Origin of the sequence: Nocardioides pollutisoli (assembly GCF_040045055.1) — a bacterium.
GTDB lineage: Bacteria > Actinomycetota > Actinomycetes > Propionibacteriales > Nocardioidaceae > Nocardioides > Nocardioides tweenelious.
Window position 1 is genome coordinate 3,417,595 of record NZ_JBDZDU010000001.1, and the last position, 23,633, is coordinate 3,441,227.

Sequence of the window (23,633 nt, forward strand, 5' to 3'; positions counted from 1 at the left end):
CTCAACGCTCCCAGTGGATCGCCGCGTGGGCGAGCGCCGGCTTCTCCAGCACCGAGACCAGGCGCTCGAAGATCGCGGCCGCCGCCGGTCCGCTCCAGTCCTTGTCGAGCAGCTCCGTGGGCAGCCCGGGGTCGCGGAACGGGAGCTTGCGCCAGTGGTCGACGACGCCGAGGTACATCGCGAAGGCCTCGGCCGGCTCGGGCGTCTGCTTCTCCACCCGACGGACCCGCGCCTTGTAGGCGGCGGAGAAGTCGCGGTAGCTCTGGTCGATCGCGGCGAGGTCCCAGCTCCCGTAGAGCAGCGCCGTCAGGTCCTGCGGCCCGACGTAGTCGCCGACGAAGATGGTCGCGTAGTCGCTGAGCTCGAGCTCCTGGACGGCGGTCTCGACGGCGGCGCGCATGCGGGCCGGCGCGATCCACATCGCGGTGCCGATGTTGCCGAAGCCCAGGTGGGCGAGGTGCGAGCGCAGCTGGTAGCGCTTGGAGCGGATCGACTCCGGCACGCTGAAGTTGACCACGCACCAGCCCTCGGAGAGGTCGGCGGGCTGGCGGGAGTGCCAGATGACCTCGTCGCCCGCGGCCAGGGTCGCTGTGGCCTGGTCGGTCAACGCATAGCCGCGTACGCCGTGCCGCGCCTCGGACTGCAGCCAGCCGTTCGCCTTGAGGCGTGACACGGCCGTGCGCACGCTGGCCGAGTCGAGGCCGATCTGCGAGAGCAGGTCGACGGTGCCGGAGATCGGCATCCACGCGCCCATGGGCCGCACGATCGCGCCGAGGAAGCTCACGACGACCGTCCGTGAGCGTTGCGCGGTGGGCGCACGCCTGCCCTCTGCTGACTCAACCATCGCGCGACATTGTGCCCGAACCCACAGTCGGCTCCCAGGTGTTCGTACCGGGCCGCCGACCGTGGTTCAGACCGGTTGCGGCTTCCACCGCAGGTGCACCTGCTCCGCGTTGCCGTCGCGCAACAGCTGGAGGCGTGGGGGGACCTTGTCGGTGCGTGCCGTCGGAGGCTTGCGACGACCGGCCTCCCACGGCACCGGCCAGGCTGCCCCGTCGCCCACGTAGTCCTGCTCGGCGGCCGCGTGGAGCGTCCAGCTCGGGTCGTAGAGGTGCGTGCGGCCGAGCGCGCAGAGGTCGGCGCGGCCGGCCAGCAGGATCGAGTTCACGTCGTCATAGCTGGAGATCGCGCCCACCGCGATCACCTTGACGCCTGCGGGTCCGGCGACCTCGTGCCGGATCCGGTCGGCGAACGGTGTCTGGTAGGACCGGCCGAAGGCCGGCTTCTCCTCCTGCGAGACCTGGCCCGACGACACGTCGATGGCGGCCGCGCCGTGCTCGATGAACGCGCGCGCGATCTCGACCGCGTCGTCCTCGGTGTTGCCGTCGGGCATCCAGTCGGTCGCGGAGATCCGCACGGTGACGGGCATCGAGGACGGGACGGCGTCGCGGACGGCGTCGAAGACCTCCAGGGGGAAGCGGAGGCGGTTCTCCAGCGAGCCGCCGTACTCGTCCGTGCGGCGGTTGGCCACGGGACTGAGGAAGGAGCTGAGCAGGTAGCCGTGCGCCGCGTGCACCTCGACCAGGTCGAACCCCGCCTCGGCCGCACGCCGCGCTGCCGCCGCGAAGTCGGCGACGACCGTGTCGAGGTCGGCGCGCGTCGCCTCCCGCGGGACGTGGCAGCCGGACCCGTAGGGGAGCGGTGAGGGGCCGATGACCTCCCAGTTGCCCTCGTCGAGGGGTTCGTCCATCCCGTCCCACATCAGCTTGGTGGAGCCCTTGCGGCCACTGTGGCCGAGCTGCACGCCGATGTGGGCGGTCGACCGGGCGTGCACGAAGTCGGTGATCCCGCGCCACGCGTCGCGCTGCTCGTCGGTCCACAGGCCGGGGCAGCCGAGCGTGATACGGCCCTCGGGTGACACGCAGGTCATCTCGGTCATCACCAGGCCCGCGCCGCCGAGCGCCTTCGAGCCGAGGTGGACCAGGTGGAAGTCGCCCGGCATGCCGTCGTGGGCGACGTACATGTCCATCGGCGACAGGACCACGCGGTTCTTCAGCTCGAGCTCGCCGATCTGCACCGGCTGGAACATCGCAGGCGCCACCTCCTTGGCGTCCTGGTGGCGCGCGAACTCCGCCTCCATGCGGTCGGCGAAGTCGAGGTCGCGGTCCTTGAGGTTCTCGAAGGTGATCCGGCGCGAGCGCGTGAGCAGGTTGAAGACGAACTGCGCCGGGTCCTGGTCGGCGTACATGCCGATGTTCTCGAACCACTCCAGCGAGGCCTGCGCGGCGCGCTGGGTCGACTCGACGACCGGCTTCCGCTCGGTCTCGTAGGCCTGCAGGGCGTGCTCGACGGCGTCGTGCTCGTGCAGGCACGCGGCCAGCGCGAGGGCGTCCTCCATCGCGAGCTTGGTGCCCGACCCGATCGAGAAGTGCGCGGTGTGCGCCGCGTCGCCCAGCAGGACGACGTTGCCGTCGTGCCACCGCTCGTTGCGGACGGTCTGGAAGCTGAGCCAGCGGGAGTTGTTGGTGAGGACCTCGTGGCCGCCGAGCTCGTCGGCGAAGATCTCGCGGATCCGCTCCACGGCGTACTCGTCGGAGGCGCCGGGCGGGAACGCCTCCGCCTCGGTCCGGTCGAACCCGGCGCGGCGCCAGACGTCCTCGTGCATCTCGACGATGAACGTCGACCCCTGGTCCGAGTAGGGGTAGCCGTGGATCTGCATCGTTCCCCACGTCGTGTGCTTGACGAAGAACTGGAACGCCTCGAAGACCAGGTCCGTGCCCAGCCAGATGTACTTGTTCTTGCGCCGGTCCAGCGTGGGGCAGAAGGCATCGGCGTACCTGCTGCGGATCGTGGAGTTGAGGCCGTCGGCCGCGAGCACGAGGTCGTACGACGCGCGCAGCTCGTCCGGGTCCGGGGCCTCGGACCGGTAGTGGACGGTGACGCCCAGCTCGACGACGCGCTCCTGCAGGATCTGCAGGAGCTCCTGGCGGTTCATCGCCGCGAAGCCCTGCCCGCCGACGGTGAAGGAGGTCCCGTCGACGTCCACGTCGATGTCGGTCCACCGGGCGAAGCGGCTCTCCATCCGCTCGTGGACGACCCGGTCGGCGCCCTCGATGCTGCCGAGCGTCTCGTCGGAGAAGACGACGCCGAAGCCGAAGGTGTCGTCGGGGGCGTTGCGCTCCCACACGGTGATCTCGTGGCTGGGGTCCAGCGACTTCATCAGGACGGCGAAGTAGAGACCGCCCGGTCCGCCGCCTGCGATCGCGATCTTCATGCGTGTGTCCTCGGCTCGAAGCCCTCGCGGAGCTTGTAGTGCTGCAGCTTCCCGCTGGTGTTGCGCGGCAGCGAGCTCACGAACACGACGTCGCGCGGGTACTTGTACGGCGCGACGCGGGCCTTGACGTGGTCCTGGAGATCCCGGGCCATCTGCTCGCCGCCGACTGCGCCCTCGCGCAGCACGACGAACGCGCAGACGATCGCGCCCCGGTCCGGGTCGGGCTTGCCGACGACCGCCGACTCGACGACGTCGGGGTGGGTGTCCAGGACCGCCTCGATCTCCGGCCCGCCGATGTTGTAGCCGGAGGAGACGATGATGTTGTCGGTGCGGGAGCGGTACCAGAAGTAGCCGTCCTCGTCCTTCACGAACGTGTCGCCCGTGACGTTCCAGCCGTTGACGACGTAGTCACGCTGACGCTCGTCGTCGAGGTAGCGGCAGCCGACCGGGCCGATGACCCCGAGCCGGCCCGCGACGCCCGGACCGACCTCGTTGCCGTCAATGTCGAGGATGGTGGCCCGGTAGCCGGGCACGGGTCGACCCGTCGCGCCGGGCTGGATGTCGTCGCCGGCCGCCGAGATGAAGATGTGCAGCATCTCGGTCGCGCCGATGCCGTCGATCACCCGAAGACCGAGCAGGCGCTCGAGCTCGGACCAGGTCTCCATCGGCAGGTGCTCGCCTGCGCTCACGGCACGCCGCAGCCCGGCCAGCTGACCGGCCTTGCCCGCCTTGAGCACCTGCTTGTACGCCGTGGGCGCGGTCGCGAGCACGGTGACGCCGTGCTCCTCGACGAGGTCGGCGAGCTGGGTCGGTGACGCGGCCTCGGTGAGCAGGGAGCAGGCGCCCGCGCGCAGCGCGAAGACCACGAGCATGCCCAGCCCGAAGGTGAAGGCCAGGGGAGCGGTGCACGCGACGACGTCCTCGGACTCGAGCGCCAGCACGGCGCGGCCGAAGGTGTCGTCGATCGCGAGCAGGTCGCGGTGGAAGTGCGTGGTGATCTTCGGGACGCCCGTGCTGCCGGACGTCGGTCCGAAGAGGGCGACGTCGTCCGCCGCACTGTCGACGGCGGTGAACTCGGTGGGCTTGCCGGCGGCCAGCGCGACGAGGTCGTCGGCTGCGTCGCCGCCGAAGGTGACGACCGTCAGGTCGGGCCCGGCCGCGCCCGCGGCCTCGAGCAGGTCATCGGCGAACCGGTGGTCCACGAGCGCGACCGACGGACGGGTCTTGTCGATGATCGGCACCAGCTCGGTCCGGCGCAGCGCGGCCATCGTCGTGACGACGACCCCGCCCGCCTTGAGGATCCCGAGCCAGGCGGCGACGGTCCACGGGTTGTTGGGCGAGCGGAGCAGCACCCGGTTGCCGCTCACGAGGCCGAGGTCGTCGACGAGGACGTGTGCGACCTGGTTGGCCCGGGCCAGCAGCTCGCCGTACGTCCACACGGCACCGTCGGGTGTCCGGAGGGCCGGCCGGTCCGCGCCGTACCGCTGCGTGGGCACGTCGATGAGCTCGGTGCCGGCGTTGAGGCGGGCGGGGTACTGCAGCGACTCGGTGGTGAACTCCAGCGTCGGCCACTGGTCGGCCGGCGGCAGGTGGTCGCGGGCGAACGTGTCGGCGTAGCCGGTCGGTTCCAGCGCGGTCATCGTCCGGCTCCTTCGCGGATCATGCCCTCCTGGGCGACCGTCGCCACGAGGACACCGTCCGTGGTGAAGAACCGTCCGGTGGCCAGCGCGCGCCCGTGGGCGACCGAGACCGCCTCCTGCGCGTAGAGCAGCCAGTCGTCCATCGGGACCGGCCGGTGGAACCACATGGCGTGGTCGAGGCTGGCGGTGACCAGGCCCGGGTCGGCCCAGGCGGCGCCGATCACGCGGAGCGCGGGCTCCAGGATCGTGTAGTCGCAGACGTAGGCGAGGGCGGCCGCGTCGCGCTGGGCCGACGTGAGGCCGTCGACCTCCCGGAGCGCGTCGAAGGGGCGGACCCAGACCGCCTGGCGCGGAGCCCGCTCGCCGTCGACCGTGAGGTAGACCGGGCCGGGCACGTGCCGCATGTCGAAGCTGCGGCCGTAGGACCAGTACTCCTTGGACTCCTCGGTCATCGTGCCGCCGTCGAGGTCGCGCAGGTAGTCCGCGCTGCTCGGCAGCGAATCCGGTGCAGGCAGGCCGGTCACGGCGGCCGACTGGAAGTCCGCGCCCGCCTCGCCGGCGGCGAAGTTGGCCAGGCAGGTGTAGACGGCCTTGCCGTTCTGGAAGGCGCGCACCTGGCGGGTGCTGTAGCCGCGCCCGTCCCGGAGCACCTCGACCTCGTAGCGGACGTCCGCACCGATGTCGACGGGTCGCATGAAGTAGGAGTGCATGGAGTGCAGCGACTTGCCGTCGTCGACGCTGCGGACTGCGGCCACCAGCGCCGGTGCGACCAGGTCGCCGCCGTACGCCTTGGGCCACGGGCAGGGCTGGGTGGTGGCGGTGAACGCGAGGTCGTAGACCTCGGCGTCGACCGGGGTCAGGGCGATGGCGTCGGTGAAGATCCGGGACGTGCCGCTCACGGGCGCACCGTCCAGTCCGGCAGCGAGGCGTCGTCGACCTGCGGGAGGTTGACCACGATGTTCTCGGGGGTGCGCGTCGTCATCCAGGTCAGGGGCTTGTTGCGGTCCAGGTTGCACTCGACGTGGGGGAGGAACGGCGGCACGAAGACCCAGTCGCCTTCGGACATGTCGAGGTAGTCCTCGAACTTTGCGCCGAAGTAGATCCGCGCCCGACCGGACAGGACGTAGCCGCCGGTCTCCGCCTCGCCGTGGTGGTGCGGCACCGAGCGGTAGCCCGCGAGGTTGTGCACCTTGCCGAACCACAGCTTCGTCGCCGGGGTGTGCTGGATGCTCACGCCGCTGATCCGGGTGGCCCCGTCGCTCTGACCGGTCATGCCGGGCTCGTCACCGGCCCGGGTCACGACCGGCACCACGAGACCGCTGGCGTTCGCGTAGGCGGAGGCGTCGCCCTCCAGGACGTAGTTGCTCAGATCTGGGTCCATCGTGGATGTCCTTCCCGTCGGGTGTCCGGTGCCGGGCCTGCGCTCAGGGCGCGAGCCGGACGGTGTTGGTGAGCGTTCCGATGCCCTCGACCTCGGTCTCGACGACGTCGCCGTCGCGGAGGTAGACGGGCGGGTCCATGGCCATGCCGACGCCGCCGGGGGTGCCGGTGAGCACGACGTCCCCGGGGCGCAGCACGGTGAACGTCGAGATGTAGGAGAGCAGCGCCGCGCAGTCGAAGACGAGCGTGTTCGTGTTGCCGCGCTGGTGCTCGACGCCGTTGACGCGGCAGCTCACCTCGAGCCCTGCGAACGGGTCGACCTCGTCGGGCGTGACCACCACGGGACCGAGCGGCGTCGTCGCGTCCCAGGCCTTGCCCTGGAACCACTGCAGCGTGCGCCGCTGCCAGTCGCGGACCGAGATGTCGTTGGCGACGGTGTAGCCGGCGATCGCGTCGCGGGCCTCGTCGGCATCGGCGTGGCGCAGGGTCGAGCCCACCACGACCGCGAGCTCAGCCTCCCAGTCGACCTCCAGGCCCGCGGGCAGCTCGATCGCGTCGCCCGGGCCGAGGAGCGTGTCGGCGTACTTCGCGAAGAGCGTGGGGTACGACGGGCGCTCCCGACCGGTCTCGGCGATGTGGTCGCCGTAGTTGAGACCGCAGCAGATCACCTTCCCGGGACGGGGGAGGGGCAGCAGCGCGGTGGCCTCGGGGAGCACGTCGCCCGGCTCCAGGTCGGCCAGCGCCCGGTCCGCACCGGCGAGCAGCGCGGAGAGGTCGGCGGCCGGGAGCCGGTGCCACCGGCCGTCGACGAGCATGCCGGCCGTGGTGCCTGCGGGCGTGGCCAACGTGGCCAGGTGCATCGGTGACTCGCTCTCACGACGTATGGCAGTTTCAGAACGATCGTTGCATACGTGTCAATACCGGGGCTACGGTGGGAGCTCGCCCCAGACAGGAGATCCGGATGCCCGACCTCGCCCCCATCGCGGTCAACCCCGCGGCCTTGCCGACCCCCAGCGGCTACTCCCACGGGACGCTGAGCGGCAACACGCTCTACCTCGGTGGGCAGACCGCGCTCGACGCCGACATGCGGATCGTGCCGGGCGGGATCGTCGAGCAGTTCCGCCAGGCGTTCGGCAACGTGCTGACCACCCTGCGCGAGGCCGGCGGCGTCCCCGAGGACCTGGTCAGCATCACGATCTACCTCACCGACATCCCGGACTACCAGGCCCACGGGCGCGAGATCGGTCGCGCCTGGCGCGACCTGGCCGGCGCCGTCTACCCCGCCATGGCGGGCATCGGTACGACGGCGCTGTGGCAGCCCGAGGCGCTCATCGAGATCGTCGGCGTCGCCGTGATCCCCGACGAGCGGCTGGTGCGCCCCGCCGGCTGATGCTGGCTCAGGTGCTGGCTCAGGTGCTGGCGAGGGTCCGGCTCGTCACGGCCCGCACGTGGCGGGCCGCCGGGCCGGCCAGGACCGACTCGAGCCGCAGGAACAGCTCGATCCCGCGGTGGCCGGGCCAGCCCGGGGGAGAGATCTCGGGCGGCAGGCCGGGGTCGAGGTAGGGGATCGCCCGCCAGTCGTCGACCAGTCGCAGGTGCTCGTCGAACGCCATCGCGTCGCTGCCGTCCCAGGCCTGCTCGGTCGCGCTGTGGTCCGCGATGAAGGCGAGGTAGCGGCTCTCGAGGTCGTCGAGGTCCCACCACTGGGCCACGGCGTCGGCCAGGTCTCCGGGCGGCTGCAGGTCGACGGCCCGCAGGATCGTCGTGTAGGCGTGCAGGTCGCGCTGGCTGAGCACCTCGCTCGCCTCGTCGAAGAGGTGACCGGGGCCGATCCAGGTGCCGGGCGCGATCATCCCGCAGCCCAGCCAGAGCAGCTGGTGGCGGAGCTGGTGGCGCAGGTGGCGCTCCGAGTCGGGCACCGAGAAGACCACGACCATCCAGCCGTCCTGGTCGGGGCGCAGCTCGCGGTGGGCGAAGATCCGGCGGTCGCCTCGCTCGAGCATCGGGATCGCGGACGGGGCGAGCCGGTAGCCCGCCTGCCCGTCGCGCAGCTCGGGCTCGACCAGCCCCTTGCTCTTCAGCCTCGACAGCGCCGAGCGGGTGCCGCCCTGGTCGCGGCCCTGCGAGCAGAGCTCGACCAGGTCGGCGACGGCGATCCAGCCGCCGAGGTCACGCAGGTGCACGCCGATGAAGGTGCGCAGCACCGAGCTCGCGCTGTGGGGTCGGACGTTGAAGTCGTCCAGCTCCTCGGGTGGCATCGGCGCTCAGCTGCCGATCTCCGTACGCACGGCGTACAGCTCGGGGAAGAACGTCAGGTCCAGCGCGCGGCGCAGGAACGGCACCCCGCTGGAACCGCCGGTGCCCCGCTTGAACCCGATGATGCGCTCGACGGTCTTGAGGTGGCGGAAGCGCCACAGCTGGAAGTTCTCCTCGACGTCGACGAGCTCCTCGCAGGCCTCGTACGCCGACCAGTCCTCGGTCGGGTTGTCGTAGATCTGCTTGAAGACCTGCACCAGCTCCGCGTTGAAGACGTGCGCCTTGGTCACGTCGCGCTCCAGCACGTCGGCGGGGACGGCGTAGCCGCGGCGCGCCAGGTAGCGGAGGAACTCGTCGTAGATGCTGGGTGCCTCGAGCAGCTCGCTCAGCACCTGCTGGGCCGCCGGGTCGTGGGCGAAGACCTTGAGCATCGCGGCGTTCTTGTTGCCCAGGGCGAACTCGATGGCGCGGTACTGCGCGGACTGGAAGCCCGACGAGTTGCCCAGGACGTCACGGAACTCGGCGTACTCGCTGGGGGTGAGGGTCGCCAGCACCGACCACTGCTGGGTGAGCTGCTGCTGGATGTGCTTGACCCGCGCGAGCTGCTTGAGGGCGGGCTGGAGGTCGTCGGCCGCCAGGCACTGCTGGGCCGACCGCAGCTCGTGGAGCGCCAGCTTCATCCAGAGCTCCGACGTCTGGTGCTGGATGATGAAGAGCAGCTCGTCGTGGTGCTCCGGCGAGCTCACCGGTCGCTGCGCGGACAGCAGCGTGTCTAGCTGCAGGTAGCCGCTGTAGGTGAGCTGGTCGGCCAGGTCGGTGACGATCGTCTGCTCGACATCCCGAGTGTTGTCGGCGGTCATGGGGGTCTCCTCCTGCTCAGGCACGCAGCTGCGCCAGCACGGTGCTGCCCAGCGTCTGGACGGCGGCCCGGGGGTCGGGACCGAGCGGTGGGCCGAAGGACAGGTGCCGGACGCCGAGAGTCATCAGCGACTGGCAGCGTGCCACGACCTCGTCGGGGGTGCCAGCGATGCCGAGCTGCAGCATCTCCGGGGTGATCAGGCGGGTGGCCGCCTCGATCCCGTCCGACTCCAGGGCCGCCTGCACCGGGTGGAAGTCGGCCTGGCTGAGCCCGGCCCGCTCCAGGAGGTACGGCGCGAAGGACGCCCCGTAGTAGGCGATCTTCTCCGCCATCGCCCACCGGGCGGCGTCGCCGTCCTCGTCGACCGAGACCCAGATGCAGGCGGCCAGGTCGATCTCGTCGGCGCTGCGGCCGGCGGCTGCTGCGCCGTCGAGGATCTGCGCGGCCGCGACCGGGTAGTGCTCCGGCGGGTAGAGCAGGGGGAGTCCTCCGTCGGCGAGCTCCCCGGTGAGCGCGAGCATCTTGGGACTCATCGCGCCGAGGTAGATCGGGACGTCGTGCGGCTCGAACCGGAGGTAGGCCAGCGAGTCGGGTCCGCCGTCGCGCTCACCGCGGAGCAGGGCGCGGATGGTCTGCAGCGCCTCGCGGGTGCGGGTCAGCGGCTTGGTCTGGGTGATGCCGGCCCAGCCGAGGAACTCGGCGGCGCCGGCGCCGAGGCCGAGGGCGAAGCGGCCGCCGGAGTACTCCTGCAGGCTCGCGGCCATCATGGCGATCTCGGACGGGTCCATCGAGTAGGGGTTCATGATCCCGACGCCCAGACCCACTCGGGAGGTCGCGGCTGCGGCGGCGGTCAGCATCACGCTCGCCGAGCGGAGGTAGAGGTCGTTGGAGACCCAGACCTGGTCGAAGCCCAGCTCCTCGGCCGTGACGCACAGGTCCACGAACTCGCTGACGGTCAGGTCGTTGTTGAGCCGCAGGCTGGTGCGGATCGCGTCGGTCATGCCGGGGTCCCGCCGTCCAGCACCAGGGCCTCCAGCTCGACCTCGACCAGGAGACCGTCGCCGATCATGCCGGCCACGTGCAGCATGGTGTTCGCCGGCGCGACGGCCGCGAACGCGTCGCGGTGGGCCTGTGCCGCACCGTGCCAGTCGGCCTCGGGAGCGAGGTAGACCCGGGTCCGGACGACGTCCTCGACGGTGCCGCCGAGCGCACGCACCGCGCGCAGGCAGCGGTCGATGGCGTCGGCGGTCTGGGCCTGCGTGTCCCCGAGCAGCTCGGCCCGGCCGTCCGGCGCGGACGCGGTGGTCCCGCTGACCGCGATGAAGCCGCCACGGCGCGCGGCCCGGGAGTAGCCCGCCTCCTCCTGCCACAGTGCGTCATCGGTGAAGCGGTCGGGCCGGCTGGTCGCCGAGGTTGGATTCACGGGGCTCCCCTAGAGCGGTAGTCTCATTGCAAATCTCTTACTATCGTCAAGATAACAGCATAGTCCCGCTCTGCCGACCCGAAGGACGACGATGCCGACCGCCATTGACCACGATGATCTGATGCTCTTCTCGGACCTGGGGGAGGTACGCATCTCGCCCGACGGGTCACGGGTCGCGGCCGTCGAGGTCCGGCTGGACCCGGTGGCGAACACCTACCGCTCCGACGTCGTCCTCGGCCCGCTCGCCGGGCCGCTGGTCACGCTCGACGCGGGTGCCCCGGGCGCCACCTCGTCGCCGACCTGGGTGGGCGACGGTGACCGGCTCGCGGTCGTGGTGCGCCAGTCCGGCGGCTGGGCGATCAAGGTCGGCACCGGGGACGGCGACTGGACGACGGTGGCGGCGGACATCCCCGACCCCGTGCAGGAGCTGACGGTCGCGCCGGACGGGAGCCGCCTGCTGTACGTCGTGCGCGAGCCCGTCGACCGCACGTGGTTCGAGACGCCGGAGGACCGCCGGCCGCCGCTGCGCCTGACCTCGCTGCGCTACCGCGAGGACGGCATCGGCTGGACGGTGAACACCCGTCGGCAGGCCTACCTCGTGCCGCTCGACGGCGGTCCCGCCCAGCGGCTGACCGACGGTGAGCACGACGACAGCCAGTTCAGCTGGGACCCGACGGGCTCGTCCGTCTTCTTCGTCTCGCAGCGGCACCCGGAGTGGGACCGCTCGCCGATCAACGACGTCTTCCGGATGACCGTGGCCGCCGACGGCACGGCCGGGGAGCCCGAGCGGCTGACGGCGACCGACGGCGAGTTCGCCTGGCCGAAGTCCTCGCCCGACGGTCGGCTGGTCTCCTACGGCTCCGTCGACGTCCTCCGCTACCCGCAGGCGGTGCAGCTCGCGGTGCTGGACCTGACGTCCGGCACGAGCAGGCTGGCGACGGAGTCCGTCGACCGTGACACCCACGCCGACGCCGTCGTGTGGACCGGTCCGAGCACCCTGGTCACCCTCGTCGACCGGTCCGGCCGGATCGAGCTGCTCGAGTTCGACGCGACCACCGGCGAGACCCGCTCGCGGGTCGGCGGTGACTTCCGCGTCACGGCGTTCGACCTGCGCGGCGACGCGGTCGCCTACGTCCGGTCGGGCACGGTCGAGCCGCCGCGGCTGCTGTCGGGAGAGTCCGACCCGGCGGAGGTCCACGCACCGAACGCCGACCTCGTGGCCGCTCGCACCCTGGTCGACGCGGAGTACCGCCCGGTCGAGGTCGAGGCCGGCGTCACGGTCGACTCCTGGCTGGTCCGGCCGACGTCGGACGCCGACTCGTGGCCGATGGTCGTGTGGCTGCAGGGCGGTGGCTCGCAGTTCGGCTACCAGTGGTCGCACGAGGTGCAGCTGCTGGCGGCCCAGGGTTTCGCGGTCCTCTACCTCAACGCCCGTGGCTCGGCCGGCTACGGCACCGACTGGATGCGCACCGTCAACGGTGCGCGCGCGGAGATCCCGGGCCAGGGCTGGGGTGCGGTCGACATCGCCGACGTCTCGGCCGTCGTCGAGCGCACGCTCGCCGACGTGGCGGAGCTCGATGCCGCCCGGGTCGGCGTCATGGGCGGCTCGTACGGCGGGCTCGTGACGACGCACCTCCTCGGCCAGACCGACCTGTTCCGCGCCGGATGGGCGGAGCGCGGGCCCTACAACCTGCTCAGCGACGCCGGCACCAAGGACGAGGCGCCGTGGTTCTTCGAGGCCTACCTCGGCAGCGACCACCTGCAGGACCCGGACTCCTACTGGACCGCCTCGCCGCTCCGCGTGGTCGAGGGCATCACGGCGCCACTCGCGATCGTCCACTCGGAGAACGACTACCGCTGCACGATCGGGCAGGCGGAGGAGCTCTTCATGGCGCTCAAGCTGCTCGGCCGCGAGGTGGAGCTCGTCCGGTTCCCGGGCGAGGGCCACGGACTCACGCGCAACGGCACCCCGGTGCACCGCCTGCAGCGCTCGCACATCCTCACCGAGTGGTTCGGCAAGCACCTGACGCCGTCGAGCTGAGCGAGGCAGCGGCCCGGCTCGGCCGGGCCGCTGCTCCTCGTCACCGCGCGTCGAGTGCGTCCAGCTCGCTCGCGTCGTCGAGCAGCTCCCAGCGCTGGAGGGCCAGCGGCACGTTGCCCTCCAGCCACAGCCGGTCGTGGAAGGCCTGCAGGTCGAAGTCCGGGCCAGCGCTCGCCTTGGCGTCGGCCAGCAGGCGCAGGATCTGCGTCTTACCGACCTGGTAGGTCATGGCCTGACCCGGGGTCGACGCGAAGAACGCCGCCTCGTGCGCAGCCGTCGCGGCGTCCATCGGGACCTCGCGCTCCAGGAAGGCGGCGGCCGCCGGGATGTCGAACTCCCCGGTCGCGAGCCGCACGTCGACCACCACCCGCAGCGCCCGCAGCCGCATGAAGTTGCAGATGATCTCGCGGGACTGCGGGTCGTCGTCGAAGAGTCCGGCGGCGAGCATCATCTCCTCGTTGTAGAAGGCGATGCCCTCGTTGGGGCAGGAGTCGTAGTACCAGCGCCGGGCCGGGCGCTCGTGCCGCCAGGAGATCGTCAGCTGCTGGTAGTGCACACCCTCGTGGACGACGCCGGCCCGCGGGTCGTGCGCGTTCGCGGCGTAGAAGTAGGGCAGCGCGTCCGACGGTGCGGGGAAGTACGCCGCGCCGTCCTGGTCGAGCCGGCTAGGGCCGGTGAGGTCGTCGGCCGTGCCCGCCCACGCGATCGGCGCGAGGAAGTCCGGGATGAGGTGCGTGTGGTACGGCCGCAGGTAGTCGGGCTGGCTCAGCAGTCCCTTCCGCACGTAGAACTCGCGGACCTCGGTCTCGGCCTCGACCTCGGCCGCGGACTGCGCCGCGGCGTCGGCGAACCGCACCTCGGGAGCCCCGCCCGCCGGGCTGTCGTTGCGTCGTCGCTCGAGCATCTCGAGGAAGACCGCGCGGTCCGCCTCCATCCGCCCGATCGTGGCGAGGTCGGACGCCGAGTAGGGGAGGAGCGCCACGGTGCGCAGGAACCACTCGAAGTCCTCGCGGCCCACGGGCTCGGCGGGAGGCAGCGAGCTGCCCACCTCCGCGAGCCAGGACCGGAACTCGACCAGCGCCCGGCCGGCTGTGCGGGCCGCGGCGGTCAGCGCCTCCCGGTCGGCGTCGGTCCAGCCGGCGACGTCCAGCAGGGCCAGGGCCTCGGCGGTGGCGGCGAGGTCGGCGTCCACCGTGCCGAGCTGAGCGACGGCGAGCTCGGCGAACTCGCGGTAGCCGGTCGTGGCGAGGTTGGCGCGACCGTCGGCCAGGATCCGGGGGGCCGCCTCGAGGGCGATCCGGACGTCGTCGAGGCGGGCGGCGTCGAGGGCCGGCACGGTGAGCAGGTCGAACACGACGCCCACGGTCTGGTCGACGTAGAACGCGGGGTCCCGCTCCCAGGTGCGGAGCACGTCGAGCTCCCAGCGGACCCGCGCGATGGCCGAGCCGATCAGCCGGTGGTCGACGGCGTCCGCCCGGTCGGAGTCGTCGGGCCGCGCGGCGGCCCAGCGGCGCTCGAAATCGTCGAGCTCGCGGCGGTAGCGGGCGACGGCCGCAGCGGAGAGGTCGGGGGTCCAGCCGGCGGGCCGCTCGACCCGGGGAATGTCGTCGCTGGTCCTCGGTTGCTGGACGACGCGCCAGCTCCAGAAGTCCTCGATCAGCTCGCGCACGTCAGATCCCTTTCCCTGTAGGCGTCTCGCGATCTGAGAGATGGTCACGGAACGACCTCAATGTCATCTCAAATCCTTGACGGTAGTCACAAAGACAGTATATTCAACCGGACGACAGCGCCAACGGTCCGACCGATGAAGCAAGGTCCGGAGGCAGCCATACATAAGGAGTCCTGTTGTGACTAGCCTCCGTCCGCAAGGCCGCCCCCGGGGTCGCCGGAAGAGCCTTGCATTCATCGCGTTGGGGCTGACCTCGGCCCTCGCGCTCACTGCCTGTTCCTCCAGCGGGAGCGACTCGGGAGGCAGTTCATCCGGGGGTGCTGGCACCCTCGTCGTCGACACGTCGTTCGTGATGACGTCGTTCGACCCGGACCGCGCTCTGACGCCGACGCTGTCGGTGGCGACCCGCGGGATGTACGACACCCTGCTCAAGACGAGCGCCGACGACAGCACGCCGCAGCCGTCGGTCGCCAAGTCGTTCGACGCGTCCGAGGACGCTAAGACCTACACCTTCCACCTGCGTGACGACGTCACGTTCTCCGACGGCACCAAGCTGACGTCGGCCGACGTGCTCTTCTCGTTCCAGCGCCTGGCGAACCTCAAGCTCGGTGGCTCCTACCTCATGGACGGGCTGACCGTCAGCGCCCCGGACGCCAGCACCTTCGTGGTGAAGTCCGCGGACCCGAAGCCCGCCATCCCGGCCATGGTCTCGACCCCGGCGTTCGTGATCCTCAACTCGGCCCAGGTCAAGGCCGCCGGGGGAACCGACGCCGCCGACGCGCCCAAGACCGACAAGGCCGACACGTGGTTCAACTCGAACTCCGCCGGCAGTGGTCCCTACGTCCTCGAGTCCTACAAGGCCGATGACTCGATCACCCTGGTCCGCAACGACAAGTACTGGGGCGAGGCGCCCAAGTTCGACAAGGTCGTCATCCGGAACATGCCAGCCGCGACCCAGCTGCTGAACGTCCAGCGCGGCAGCAACGAGATCGCGCTCGACCTGTCCGCGACCCAGAGCAAGACCCTGGCGACCAACAAGTCCGTGACCGTGCTGACCGACCCGTCCTCGGCGGTGTTCCGGCTGCAGCTCAACATGGACCCCTCGGCGTCCGCGGTGTCCTCGAACCCCGACTTCCAGGCGGCGGTCCGCGACGGCATCAACTACGACGCCATGGTCCAGCTCGCCGGCGACGGCGCGATCCAGGCTCCCGGCCTGATCCCGAGCACCGTCCCCGGTGCGCTCTCGGACTCGGACGCCGTGCAGCAGGACCTCGACAAGGCCAAGCAGGAGCTCGCCGACTCGGGCATCTCGGACCCGAGCGTGACCCTGAGCTACCCGAGCGGCATCAACGTCAACGGTCTCGACTTCGCGACCCTGGCGGCGCGGGTCCAGGCAGACCTCCAGGCGATGGGCGTCACGGTCAAGCTCCAGGGGCTCCAGGTCTCGAACTACCTGTCCGAGTGGGCCAAGGGCAAGATGGAGATGACCGTCACCTACAACCTGCCGGACTACCTCGACCCGTCCTACTACTCGTCCTTCGTGCCGGGCTCGACGTCCGACGCGGTGCGAGCGGGCTGGTCGCAGGTCACCCCGGAGAACCAGGACCTGGCTGACCTGGGCGCGCAGATCAACTCCACGGTCGACGACGACGAGCGGGCCTCGCTGGCCCAGGAGCTCCAGCGCGACCTCAACGAGTCGAGCCCGTACGTCCCGCTCATGCAGACGGCTCAGACCGTCGTGAGCAGTGCCAACCTCAGCGGCGTCAAGCTCGACCCGCTCTGGACGCTCGATGTCGCTGCAATCGGCACCAACTAGCGCCGACGCGGTGACCGCTGGGCCGGGACCTTCTGAGTCCCGGCCCAGCTGGTACCGCCGGCCGCTGCCCCGGTTCGTGGCCGGGCGATTCGTCGCCTCGCTCGTGATCCTGTTCGGCATCACCCTCATCTCGTTCCTGTTGACGCGGGCCGTGCCCGCCGATCCCGCCGTGGCCGCCCTCGGGCAGCAGGCGACGCCGGAGCAGCTCGCGAACTACCGCGACCTGCACGGGTTGGACGACCCGCTCGTGGTGCAGTACGTCCACTACATGCAGAACCTCCTGCACGGTGACCTCGGCGTCTCGCAGCAGACGCACAACCCGGTCATGGACGACCTGCGGGACTTCGTGCCGGCCACGATCGAGCTCGCGCTCCTGGCGATGGTCATGGCCACCGTCGTGGGTGTCGGCTTCGGTGTGCTGGCCGCGCTCTACCGCGACCGGTGGCCCGACCACGCGCTGCGCGTCATCTCCCTGTCCGGGATCTCGGTCCCGGTCTTCTGGCTGGCGCTGGTGCTGCTCTACCTCTTCTTCTACGTGTGGGGCCTGCTGCCCGGAGGCGGCCGGCTCGATCCGAGCGTGATCCCGCCCGACCAGATCACCGGCATGTACACCCTCGACGCGCTCCTCCAGGGCCAGTGGTCGGTGTTCGTCGATGCGTTCAAGCACATCATCCTGCCGTCGGCGGTGCTCGCCGCGGCGAGCATCGGCCTGCTGACCCGCTACACCCGGTCGGCGGTGCTCGACGTCGTCGACCAGGACTACGTGCGCGCTGCGCGCGCCCAGGGTCTGTCCGAGCGGACGATCGTGTGGAGCTACGTCATGCGCGCCGCGATGCCGTCGGTGATCACCGTCATCGGGCTGCTGTTCGCCAGCGTCCTGACCGGAGCCGTCCTGGTGGAGAACATCTTCGCCTGGCCGGGCATCGGCCGGTACGGCTACCAGGCCGCGACCACGCTCGACCTGCCCGCGATCATGGGCGTCAGCATCTTCGTGGCGCTCGTCTACCTGGTCGTCAACTTCGTCGTCGACCTGCTCTACGGAGTACTGGATCCAAGGATTCGCGTGACATGACCGACCTCGAGACCACTCCTGCCGCCGCACCTCAGGCGGCGCTGCCGATGCGCCTGCGCCGGCGACGCTTCCCGGCGTCGCTGCGCCGGCCGCTGGCGCTCACCGGCCTGACGATCGTGCTCTTCTGGGTGGTCGTGATGATCGCGGCGCCCTGGATCGCTTCGCAGGACCCGATCATCCCGAGCTCCGACCTCCTGCAGGGTCCGTCGGGTGCGCACTGGTTCGGCACCGACCAACTCGGCCGCGACGTCTTCAGCCGGGTCGTGCACGCCTCGCGCGTCTCCCTGCCGCTGGGCTTCATCCTGGTGGTGATCGCGGTCAGCATCGGCTGCGTCGTCGGCGCCGTGTCGGGCTTCTTCGGGGGCTGGGTCGACTCGATCCTCATGCGCATCGTGGACATCGTGTTCGCCTTCCCGGCGATCATCCTGGCCATGGTCGTGACGGCCGTGCTCGGGCCGAGCCTCCAGAACGCCGTCTTCGCGCTGGCCCTGGTCACCTGGCCGACGTACGCACGCGTCGTCCGCGGGCTGGTGATGTCGGCAGGCAAGGCGGAGTACGTGCAGTCCGTGCGCCTGCTCGGCGCCTCCTCGACCCGGGCGCTGCGCAAGGACGTCGCGCCCAACGTGGTCGGGCCGGTGCTCGTGCTCGCGACCCTCGACATCGGCAACGCGGTGCTGCTGCTCGCCGGGCTGTCCTTCCTCGGCCTGGGTGCTCAGCCGCCCGACCCGGAGTGGGGCGCGATGGTGTCGGAGGGCACCGCCAACTTCCAGGCGTGGTGGATCGGCACCTTCCCGGGTCTCGCAATCTTCACCGTCGTCCTGGCGTTCAACTTCATCGGAGACAGCCTGCGGGACGCGATCGACCCGCGCAGCTCGTGGGGAAGCGGGGAGCGTTCGTGAGTGCACTGGTCGAGGTCGAGGGGCTGCGCGTCAGCCTGCCCGGCCCGAACGGGCCCGTGACCATCGTCGACGGACTCGACTTCACCGTCGAGGAGGGCGAGATCTTCGGCATCGCCGGGGAGAGCGGCAGCGGCAAGACCATGAGCGCGCTCGCCATGCTGCGGCTGCTGCCGCCGCGGGCGATCGTCGAAGGTCGCATCGCCTACCAGGGCCGCGAGCTGCTCGCGCTCGACAACAAGTCGATGCGAGCGGTGCGGGGCAACGAGATCTCGATGGTCTTCCAGGACCCGATGACCTCGCTGCACCCGATGCTGACGATCGGCAAGTCGCTCACCACGCAGGTGCGCCAACACTTCGGGATGAGCCGCGCCGAGGCCCGCAAGCGCGCGATCGAGATGCTCGCCGAGGTCCGGATCCCGGACCCTGAGGGCGCGCTCGCCAGCTATCCGCACCAGTTCTCGGGCGGCATGCGGCAGCGGATCGCGATCGCCTCCGCCCTCATGTGCAAGCCACGCCTGCTGATCGCCGACGAGCCCACGACGGCGCTCGACGTGACCGTCCAGGCCGGCGTGATCCGGCTGCTCGAGCGGCTCCAGCGCGAGAACGGTCTCTCCGTCATCCTCATCACCCACGACCTCGGCGTGATGAGCACAGCCGCGGACCGCCTCACGGTGATGTACGCCGGGCGCATCGTCGAGTCCGGGACGACCCGCCGGGTCCTCCAGGACCCGTGGCACCCCTACACGCAGGGTCTCCTCGCCGCGCTGCCGCGGCCGGACCGCTCCGACGACGAGCTCGTCCCGATCCCGGGCAGCCCGCCGACCCCGGCGCTGCTGCCGGCCGGGTGCGCGTTCCACCCCCGGTGCCCGAAGGTCGTCGACGCGTGCCGGACGGCCGTCCCGCCGCTGGAGCGGATCGCGGGGGACCGGATCGCCTGCGTGGTGGCCGCACCTATCGTCACCGCAGAACCCACCGTCGACATGAAGGAGGGGCGCTCGTGAGCAGCTCCGGAGCGCCCGCGCTCGAGCTGACCGACGTCGAGGTCGTCTACCAGCGCCGCCACCGGTCGTCCGTCCGGGCGGTCGCGGGGGCGAGCATCTCGGTCAAGCCCGGCCAGATCGTCGGGCTGGTGGGGGAGAGCGGCTGCGGCAAGTCGACGCTGGCCCGCGCCGCCGTGGGCCTGGTCGCGCCGAGCGCCGGCACCGTGCGCTTCCACGGGGAGCCGGTGAAGCCCCTCGGGCTGCGCTCGCGCTCGGAGTCGCTGACCGGGCTGCAGATGGTCTTCCAGGACCCGCAGTCGTCGCTCAACCCGCGGCGCACGGTCGGCTCGCAGCTCGCCGACGCGCTCGAGATCGTCCGTCGTACGCCGCGCCAGGGCCACCCGTCCCGGGTCGACGAGCTGCTCGAGCAGGTCGGTCTCCCGGCCTCCGCGAGCAACCGCTACCCGCACCAGTTCAGCGGCGGGCAGCGGCAGCGCATCGCCATCGCCCGCGCGCTGGCCGCGGACCCGACGGTCATGGTGCTCGACGAGCCGCTCTCGGCGCTCGACGCGTCGGCGCAGGCGCAGGTCGCCAACCTTCTGGTCCGGCTCTGTCGGGACCTCGAGATCGGGATGCTGCTGATCTCTCACGACCTCGCGATCGTCAACCAGGTCGCCGACGAGGTCGCGGTGATGTACCTCGGGCTCATCGTCGAGCAGGCGCCGACCGGCGAGCTCTGGCGTACGCCCCGGCACCCCTACACCGAGGCGCTGATCGGCGCGATCCCGCAGGCCGACGGCGAGCGTTCGCAGCCCACCGTGCTGCCCGGCGAGGTGCCCAACCCGGCCGCCCCGCCGCCGGGCTGCCGGTTCCACCCCCGGTGCCCGCTGGCGTTCGACAAGTGCCGCACCGAGGCGCCGCCGCTGCTGACGGTCGAGACGGGTCGCACCCAGGCCTGCTGGCTCCAGCGTTCGGACGAGCCCGCGTGAGCGCCGGGACGCCGTACGCCAACCCGACCCCGCAGGACATCGTCGAGTGGCTGCCGCGCCGCCTGCCGGACCACCGCCTGCGGTACGGCGACGACGCGCAGCAGTTCGGTGACCTCCGCCTGCCGGCGCACGACCCCGCCACCTCGGCCGGGCACCCGGTCGTCGTGGTGGTGCACGGTGGCGGCTACTCGCCGAACTGGTCGCTCGACCACATCGCCCCGCTCGCCGAGCGGCTGACCGAGGCCGCCGGCGTCGCGACGTGGAACCTCGAGTACCGCAAGCCGGGCCAGCGCGGCGGCGGGTGGCCGGGCACCTGGCTCGACATCGCTGCAGGCATCGACCACCTCGGCACCATCGCGGAGCAGTTCCGCCTCGACCTCGACCGCGTCGTGCTCGTCGGTCACTCGGCGGGCGGGACCTTCGTGTCCTGGGCCGCCGGTCGCTCGGCCGTCGCCGCGGACAGCGACGTGCACACGGCCGCGCCGCTCGCGGTCCGGGGCGTGCTGCCGCTGGCCGGCATGCTCGACCTCGAGGCCTTCATGACCGAGGGCCCCGAGCCGCCGGAGTTCCTCAGCATCCTGCTCGGCGCCCACGTGCCGCTGCCGGAGGACGAGCTCCGGGCGCGCATCGAGCAGGTGTCGCCGATGGTCCGGTGGCAGCACGTGACCGCCGGCCAGGCGCTGATCGTCGGGAGCTCGGACGCCTCCAGCCTGATCGAGCAGTCGCACGCGTACGTCGGGCTCGGCGACGCCCCGCTCGACCTCGACTACCTCGAGGGCGCCAACCACTTCGACCTGGTCGACCCGGACGGGCTGGCTTGGCCGGTCGTCCTCGGCCGGGTGCTGTCGCTCGCCGGCCTCGAGCCGTCGGACCCCACCGGAGAGGACCAGTGATGATCGGGCACGCCGGCACACCCGTCACCCGCGCCGACTGCCTGGCGTGGGACCGCGAGGACGAGCTCGCGGCGTACCGGGAGAGGTTCGTCCTCCCCGAGGGCGTGATCTACCTCGACGGAAACTCGCTGGGCGCCCTGCCGGTGCAGACCGCACCGTCGGTGGAGTCGGTGATCCGCCGCGAGTGGGGCCAGGGCCTCGTGCGGAGCTGGAACGACGCCGGCTGGTTCGCCAAGCCGGAGGTTCTCGGAGACCTGGTCGCGCCGCTGATCGGTGCCGGGCCCGGCGAGGTGGTGATCGGTGAGTCGACGTCGGTCAGCCTCTTCCAGATGCTGACGGCCGCGGTGCGGATGCGCCCGGGCCGCCGGGTCGTCGTCGCCGAGGAGCGCTCCTTCCCGACCGACCTCTACCTCCTCGCCTCCGTGCAGGAGATCGCCGGCGGTCTCGAGCGTCGGCTCCTGGGCCCCGACAGCACGCTCGACGACGTGCTCGACGACGACGTGGCCGTGGTGCTGCTCTCGCACGTCGACTACCGCACCGGCACGATGCACGACCTCGAGACGGTCACCCGCCGGATCCACGACGCCGGCGCGCTGGTCGTCTGGGACCTCTGCCACAGCGCCGGAGCTGTCCCGATCGACCTGACCGGGGCCGAGGTCGACTTCGCGGTGGGTTGCAGCTACAAGTACCTCAACGGCGGGCCGGGCGCGCCGTCGTTCATCTACGTCGCCGCACGTCACCACGAGGCCGCCGCGCCCCCGCTCACGGGCTGGCACGGCCACGTCGACCCGTTCTCCTTCACGCCCGGCTACGAGCCCGCGCCCGGCATCTCACGCTTCCGGATCGGCACCCCGCCGATGATCTCGCTCGCCGCCCTCGAGTCGACGCTGCTCATGTGGCAGGAGATCGACCTCGACCAGGTGCGCGCCAAGAGCCTCGCCCTGACCGACCTGTTCATCGACCTCGTCGAGACCAGGCTCGGTGCGTGGGTCAGCGAGGTCGTCGTACCCCGCGACCACGCGGCGCGCGGCAGCCAGGTCTCGGTCCGCGTGGACAACGGCTACGCCGTCATGCAGGCGCTGATCGACCGCGGCGTGATCGGCGACTTCCGGGCGCCCGACCTGATGCGCTTCGGGTTCGCGCCGCTCTACCTGTCCGCGACCGACGTCTGGGATGCCGTGGCCGTGCTCGCCGAGATCCTCGAGACGAACGCCTGGCAGGCGCCGCAGTACGCCGTACGCCAGAGCGTGACCTGAGCGGCTGGCTCAGGCCGCGCTGACGGCGAACCGCTCGCCGAGGCCGGCGACCTCGCTCACCCAGAGGAACTTCGGGCTGGCCGCGACGAACGACACGGAACCGCCGACCGCCGTGGCGGCCATGCTCATCTGCACCAGGGTGCCGAGGCCGCTCGCGTCCGCGAAGGTCACGCCGGAGAAGTCGAGGGTGAACGAGACGCAGCCGCGGTCGATCGCGTCGCTGATTCGTCCGCGCAGACGGACGCCCGAGAAGGCGTCCAGCTCGCCCTTGGCGACGAGGTGGGCTGTCGGCGGATGGAGCGAGATGTTCGAGAAGAAATCCATGGGACGTGTCCGATCGGGTTGAAGCCGAGAACGGAAGTGCCTTGGATGGCGGGTCGCGAGATGCTCTTGACTAACGGCAACGGTACGGATAATGACGTCATCGTTGCTCACCCCAATGGGGGTGCTCCGGGTGCGGCTCCCTTTTGGGCAAAAGCCGTCGGATCGACCTCGGTCTCGACCAGACTGTCCGCCGACAGCCCGGCCAGAGGAGAAGACTCGTGCGTCGCACACTCGGAACGTTCGTCGCCTGCCTGATGGTCGTGGCCGGGCTCGCCGCGTCGGGCTCGTCCGCCGCCGTCGCGCGGGGCGTGACCGCACCGCACCACGGCGTCTACTCCGGGCACGACGACATCGGACGCAGGGTCGCGTTCACCTTCGGTGGTCAGGACAGCGACACGATCACCCACGTGATGGTCGAGCAGACGCCTCTCGGCGCGGCGGTGGTGACCGACGGGGTGGTCGAGGAGACCTGCGTCCGACGGATCTGCTTCCGCGGGCGCTGGGTGGACGACACCACGATGCGCTTCGAGTACCGCATCGACGACGGGCGTTGGTACGTCGTGGGCGTGGTGTTCCGCCCGCCGCACTTCATCCAGGAGGGTCACTACGTCGACCGTGGCCGCGGCCCCGACCGACGGGTCACCCTCACCTACCGCGACGGTCACGTCCTCGGGGTGGCCGTCGGCGGCGGCCTCGCCGGCGACGGGGTCGTCAGCAGCCACCACTTCGACGTCTGCAACCGCCACACGCAGGTCTGCGTGCGCGGCCACTGGCAGAGCGAGGCAGTCCTTGTCGGGACCGTCTACCAGAACGGCGGCTTCTCGCGGTTCGGCTTCGAGGCCTACCCGACCAGCTGACCGTC

At 71.1% G+C, this 23,633-nt stretch carries 22 protein-coding genes; 10 read left to right on the plus strand and 12 right to left on the minus strand.

Annotation, left to right across the window (positions count from 1 at the left end):
- Position 1: 1 nt before the first annotated feature.
- From ABLE68_RS16810 to ABLE68_RS16835, 6 genes are all read right to left on the minus strand, one after another.
- Positions 2-844 (minus strand): PaaX family transcriptional regulator, encoded by an 843-nt coding sequence (locus ABLE68_RS16810; protein ID WP_348872899.1) that lies wholly within the window; start codon positions 842-844, stop codon positions 2-4.
- Positions 845-910: 66 nt separating this feature from the next.
- Positions 911-3,274: a bifunctional salicylyl-CoA 5-hydroxylase/oxidoreductase gene (locus tag ABLE68_RS16815; protein ID WP_348872900.1), complete on the minus strand. Its 2,364-nt coding sequence runs from the start codon at positions 3,272-3,274 to the stop codon at positions 911-913.
- Entirely contained in the window at positions 3,271-4,914 is a 1,644-nt protein-coding gene (locus ABLE68_RS16820; protein WP_348872901.1) for an AMP-binding protein, read from the minus strand. Before ABLE68_RS16820 ends, ABLE68_RS16815 begins: the two co-directional genes overlap by 4 nt.
- The gene (locus ABLE68_RS16825) at positions 4,911-5,813 is read right to left on the minus strand and encodes an acyl-CoA thioesterase (protein WP_348872903.1); all 903 of its coding nucleotides are present in this window, start codon (positions 5,811-5,813) and stop codon (positions 4,911-4,913) included. The genes ABLE68_RS16820 and ABLE68_RS16825 overlap by 4 nt, the downstream gene beginning before the upstream one ends.
- The gene (locus tag ABLE68_RS16830) at positions 5,810-6,295 is read right to left on the minus strand and encodes a cupin domain-containing protein (RefSeq protein ID WP_348872904.1); all 486 of its coding nucleotides are present in this window, start codon (positions 6,293-6,295) and stop codon (positions 5,810-5,812) included. Before ABLE68_RS16830 ends, ABLE68_RS16825 begins: the two co-directional genes overlap by 4 nt.
- A gap of 43 nt (positions 6,296-6,338) precedes the next feature.
- The gene (locus ABLE68_RS16835) at positions 6,339-7,154 is read right to left on the minus strand and encodes a fumarylacetoacetate hydrolase family protein (protein WP_348872906.1); all 816 of its coding nucleotides are present in this window, start codon (positions 7,152-7,154) and stop codon (positions 6,339-6,341) included.
- A gap of 101 nt (positions 7,155-7,255) precedes the next feature.
- Here ABLE68_RS16835 and ABLE68_RS16840 point away from each other — a divergent pair, with 101 nt between their 5' ends.
- Entirely contained in the window at positions 7,256-7,684 is a 429-nt protein-coding gene (locus ABLE68_RS16840) for a RidA family protein (RefSeq protein WP_348872907.1), read from the plus strand.
- 19 nt (positions 7,685-7,703) lie between these two features.
- Here the strand turns inward: ABLE68_RS16840 and ABLE68_RS16845 are convergent, their stop codons facing one another.
- Genes ABLE68_RS16845 through ABLE68_RS16860 form a run of 4 tightly spaced genes read right to left on the minus strand, consistent with a single transcriptional unit; the run spans position 7,704 to position 10,832 of the window.
- The gene (locus ABLE68_RS16845) at positions 7,704-8,552 is read right to left on the minus strand and encodes a PaaX family transcriptional regulator (RefSeq protein ID WP_348872909.1); all 849 of its coding nucleotides are present in this window, start codon (positions 8,550-8,552) and stop codon (positions 7,704-7,706) included.
- Between the two features lie 6 nt (positions 8,553-8,558).
- Entirely contained in the window at positions 8,559-9,410 is an 852-nt protein-coding gene (gene kynA, locus ABLE68_RS16850) for a tryptophan 2,3-dioxygenase (protein ID WP_348872910.1), read from the minus strand.
- 16 nt (positions 9,411-9,426) lie between these two features.
- Complete coding sequence (locus ABLE68_RS16855; RefSeq protein WP_348872911.1) at positions 9,427-10,410, minus strand: LLM class flavin-dependent oxidoreductase; 984 nt, start codon at positions 10,408-10,410, stop codon at positions 9,427-9,429.
- Positions 10,407-10,832, minus strand: coding sequence for a Rid family hydrolase (locus ABLE68_RS16860; protein WP_348872912.1), 426 nt, complete (start codon positions 10,830-10,832; stop codon positions 10,407-10,409). Before ABLE68_RS16860 ends, ABLE68_RS16855 begins: the two co-directional genes overlap by 4 nt.
- A 121-nt stretch (positions 10,833-10,953) precedes the next feature.
- Between ABLE68_RS16860 and ABLE68_RS16865 the strand changes: the two genes are divergently transcribed.
- Positions 10,954-12,873 (plus strand): S9 family peptidase, encoded by a 1,920-nt coding sequence (locus ABLE68_RS16865; protein ID WP_348872913.1) that lies wholly within the window; start codon positions 10,954-10,956, stop codon positions 12,871-12,873.
- A gap of 40 nt (positions 12,874-12,913) precedes the next feature.
- On the opposite strand, the gene ABLE68_RS16870 is transcribed toward ABLE68_RS16865, so the two are convergent.
- Positions 12,914-14,542, minus strand: coding sequence for a DUF885 family protein (locus ABLE68_RS16870; protein ID WP_348872914.1), 1,629 nt, complete (start codon positions 14,540-14,542; stop codon positions 12,914-12,916).
- Positions 14,543-14,894: 352 nt separating this feature from the next.
- Here ABLE68_RS16870 and ABLE68_RS16875 point away from each other — a divergent pair, with 352 nt between their 5' ends.
- From ABLE68_RS16875 to kynU, 7 genes are all read left to right on the plus strand, one after another.
- Complete coding sequence (locus ABLE68_RS16875; protein ID WP_348873300.1) at positions 14,895-16,358, plus strand: ABC transporter substrate-binding protein; 1,464 nt, start codon at positions 14,895-14,897, stop codon at positions 16,356-16,358.
- Positions 16,359-16,434: 76 nt separating this feature from the next.
- Entirely contained in the window at positions 16,435-17,430 is a 996-nt protein-coding gene (locus tag ABLE68_RS16880) for an ABC transporter permease (protein ID WP_348872915.1), read from the plus strand.
- Positions 17,427-18,329 carry an ABC transporter permease gene (locus tag ABLE68_RS16885; protein WP_348872917.1) on the plus strand — a complete coding sequence of 301 codons (903 nt, stop codon included), beginning with the start codon at positions 17,427-17,429 and terminating at the stop codon, positions 18,327-18,329. The genes ABLE68_RS16880 and ABLE68_RS16885 overlap by 4 nt, the downstream gene beginning before the upstream one ends.
- On the plus strand, positions 18,326-19,330 hold the full coding sequence (locus ABLE68_RS16890; RefSeq protein ID WP_348872918.1) for an ABC transporter ATP-binding protein: 1,005 nt from the start codon (positions 18,326-18,328) through the stop codon (positions 19,328-19,330). The genes ABLE68_RS16885 and ABLE68_RS16890 overlap by 4 nt, the downstream gene beginning before the upstream one ends.
- Positions 19,327-20,298: an ABC transporter ATP-binding protein gene (locus ABLE68_RS16895; protein WP_348872919.1), complete on the plus strand. Its 972-nt coding sequence runs from the start codon at positions 19,327-19,329 to the stop codon at positions 20,296-20,298. The genes ABLE68_RS16890 and ABLE68_RS16895 overlap by 4 nt, the downstream gene beginning before the upstream one ends.
- A complete protein-coding gene (locus tag ABLE68_RS16900) occupies positions 20,295-21,191 on the plus strand; it encodes an alpha/beta fold hydrolase (protein ID WP_348872921.1) in 897 nt (298 codons plus the stop codon). Before ABLE68_RS16895 ends, ABLE68_RS16900 begins: the two co-directional genes overlap by 4 nt.
- A complete protein-coding gene (gene kynU, locus ABLE68_RS16905) occupies positions 21,191-22,447 on the plus strand; it encodes a kynureninase (protein ID WP_348872922.1) in 1,257 nt (418 codons plus the stop codon). The genes ABLE68_RS16900 and kynU overlap by 1 nt, the downstream gene beginning before the upstream one ends.
- 9 nt (positions 22,448-22,456) lie before the next feature.
- Here the strand turns inward: kynU and ABLE68_RS16910 are convergent, their stop codons facing one another.
- Positions 22,457-22,771 carry an STAS domain-containing protein gene (locus tag ABLE68_RS16910; RefSeq protein WP_348872923.1) on the minus strand — a complete coding sequence of 105 codons (315 nt, stop codon included), beginning with the start codon at positions 22,769-22,771 and terminating at the stop codon, positions 22,457-22,459.
- 218 nt (positions 22,772-22,989) lie between these two features.
- Here ABLE68_RS16910 and ABLE68_RS16915 point away from each other — a divergent pair, with 218 nt between their 5' ends.
- Entirely contained in the window at positions 22,990-23,628 is a 639-nt protein-coding gene (locus tag ABLE68_RS16915; RefSeq protein WP_348872924.1) for a hypothetical protein, read from the plus strand.
- The last annotated feature ends 5 nt before the right edge of the window (positions 23,629-23,633 follow it).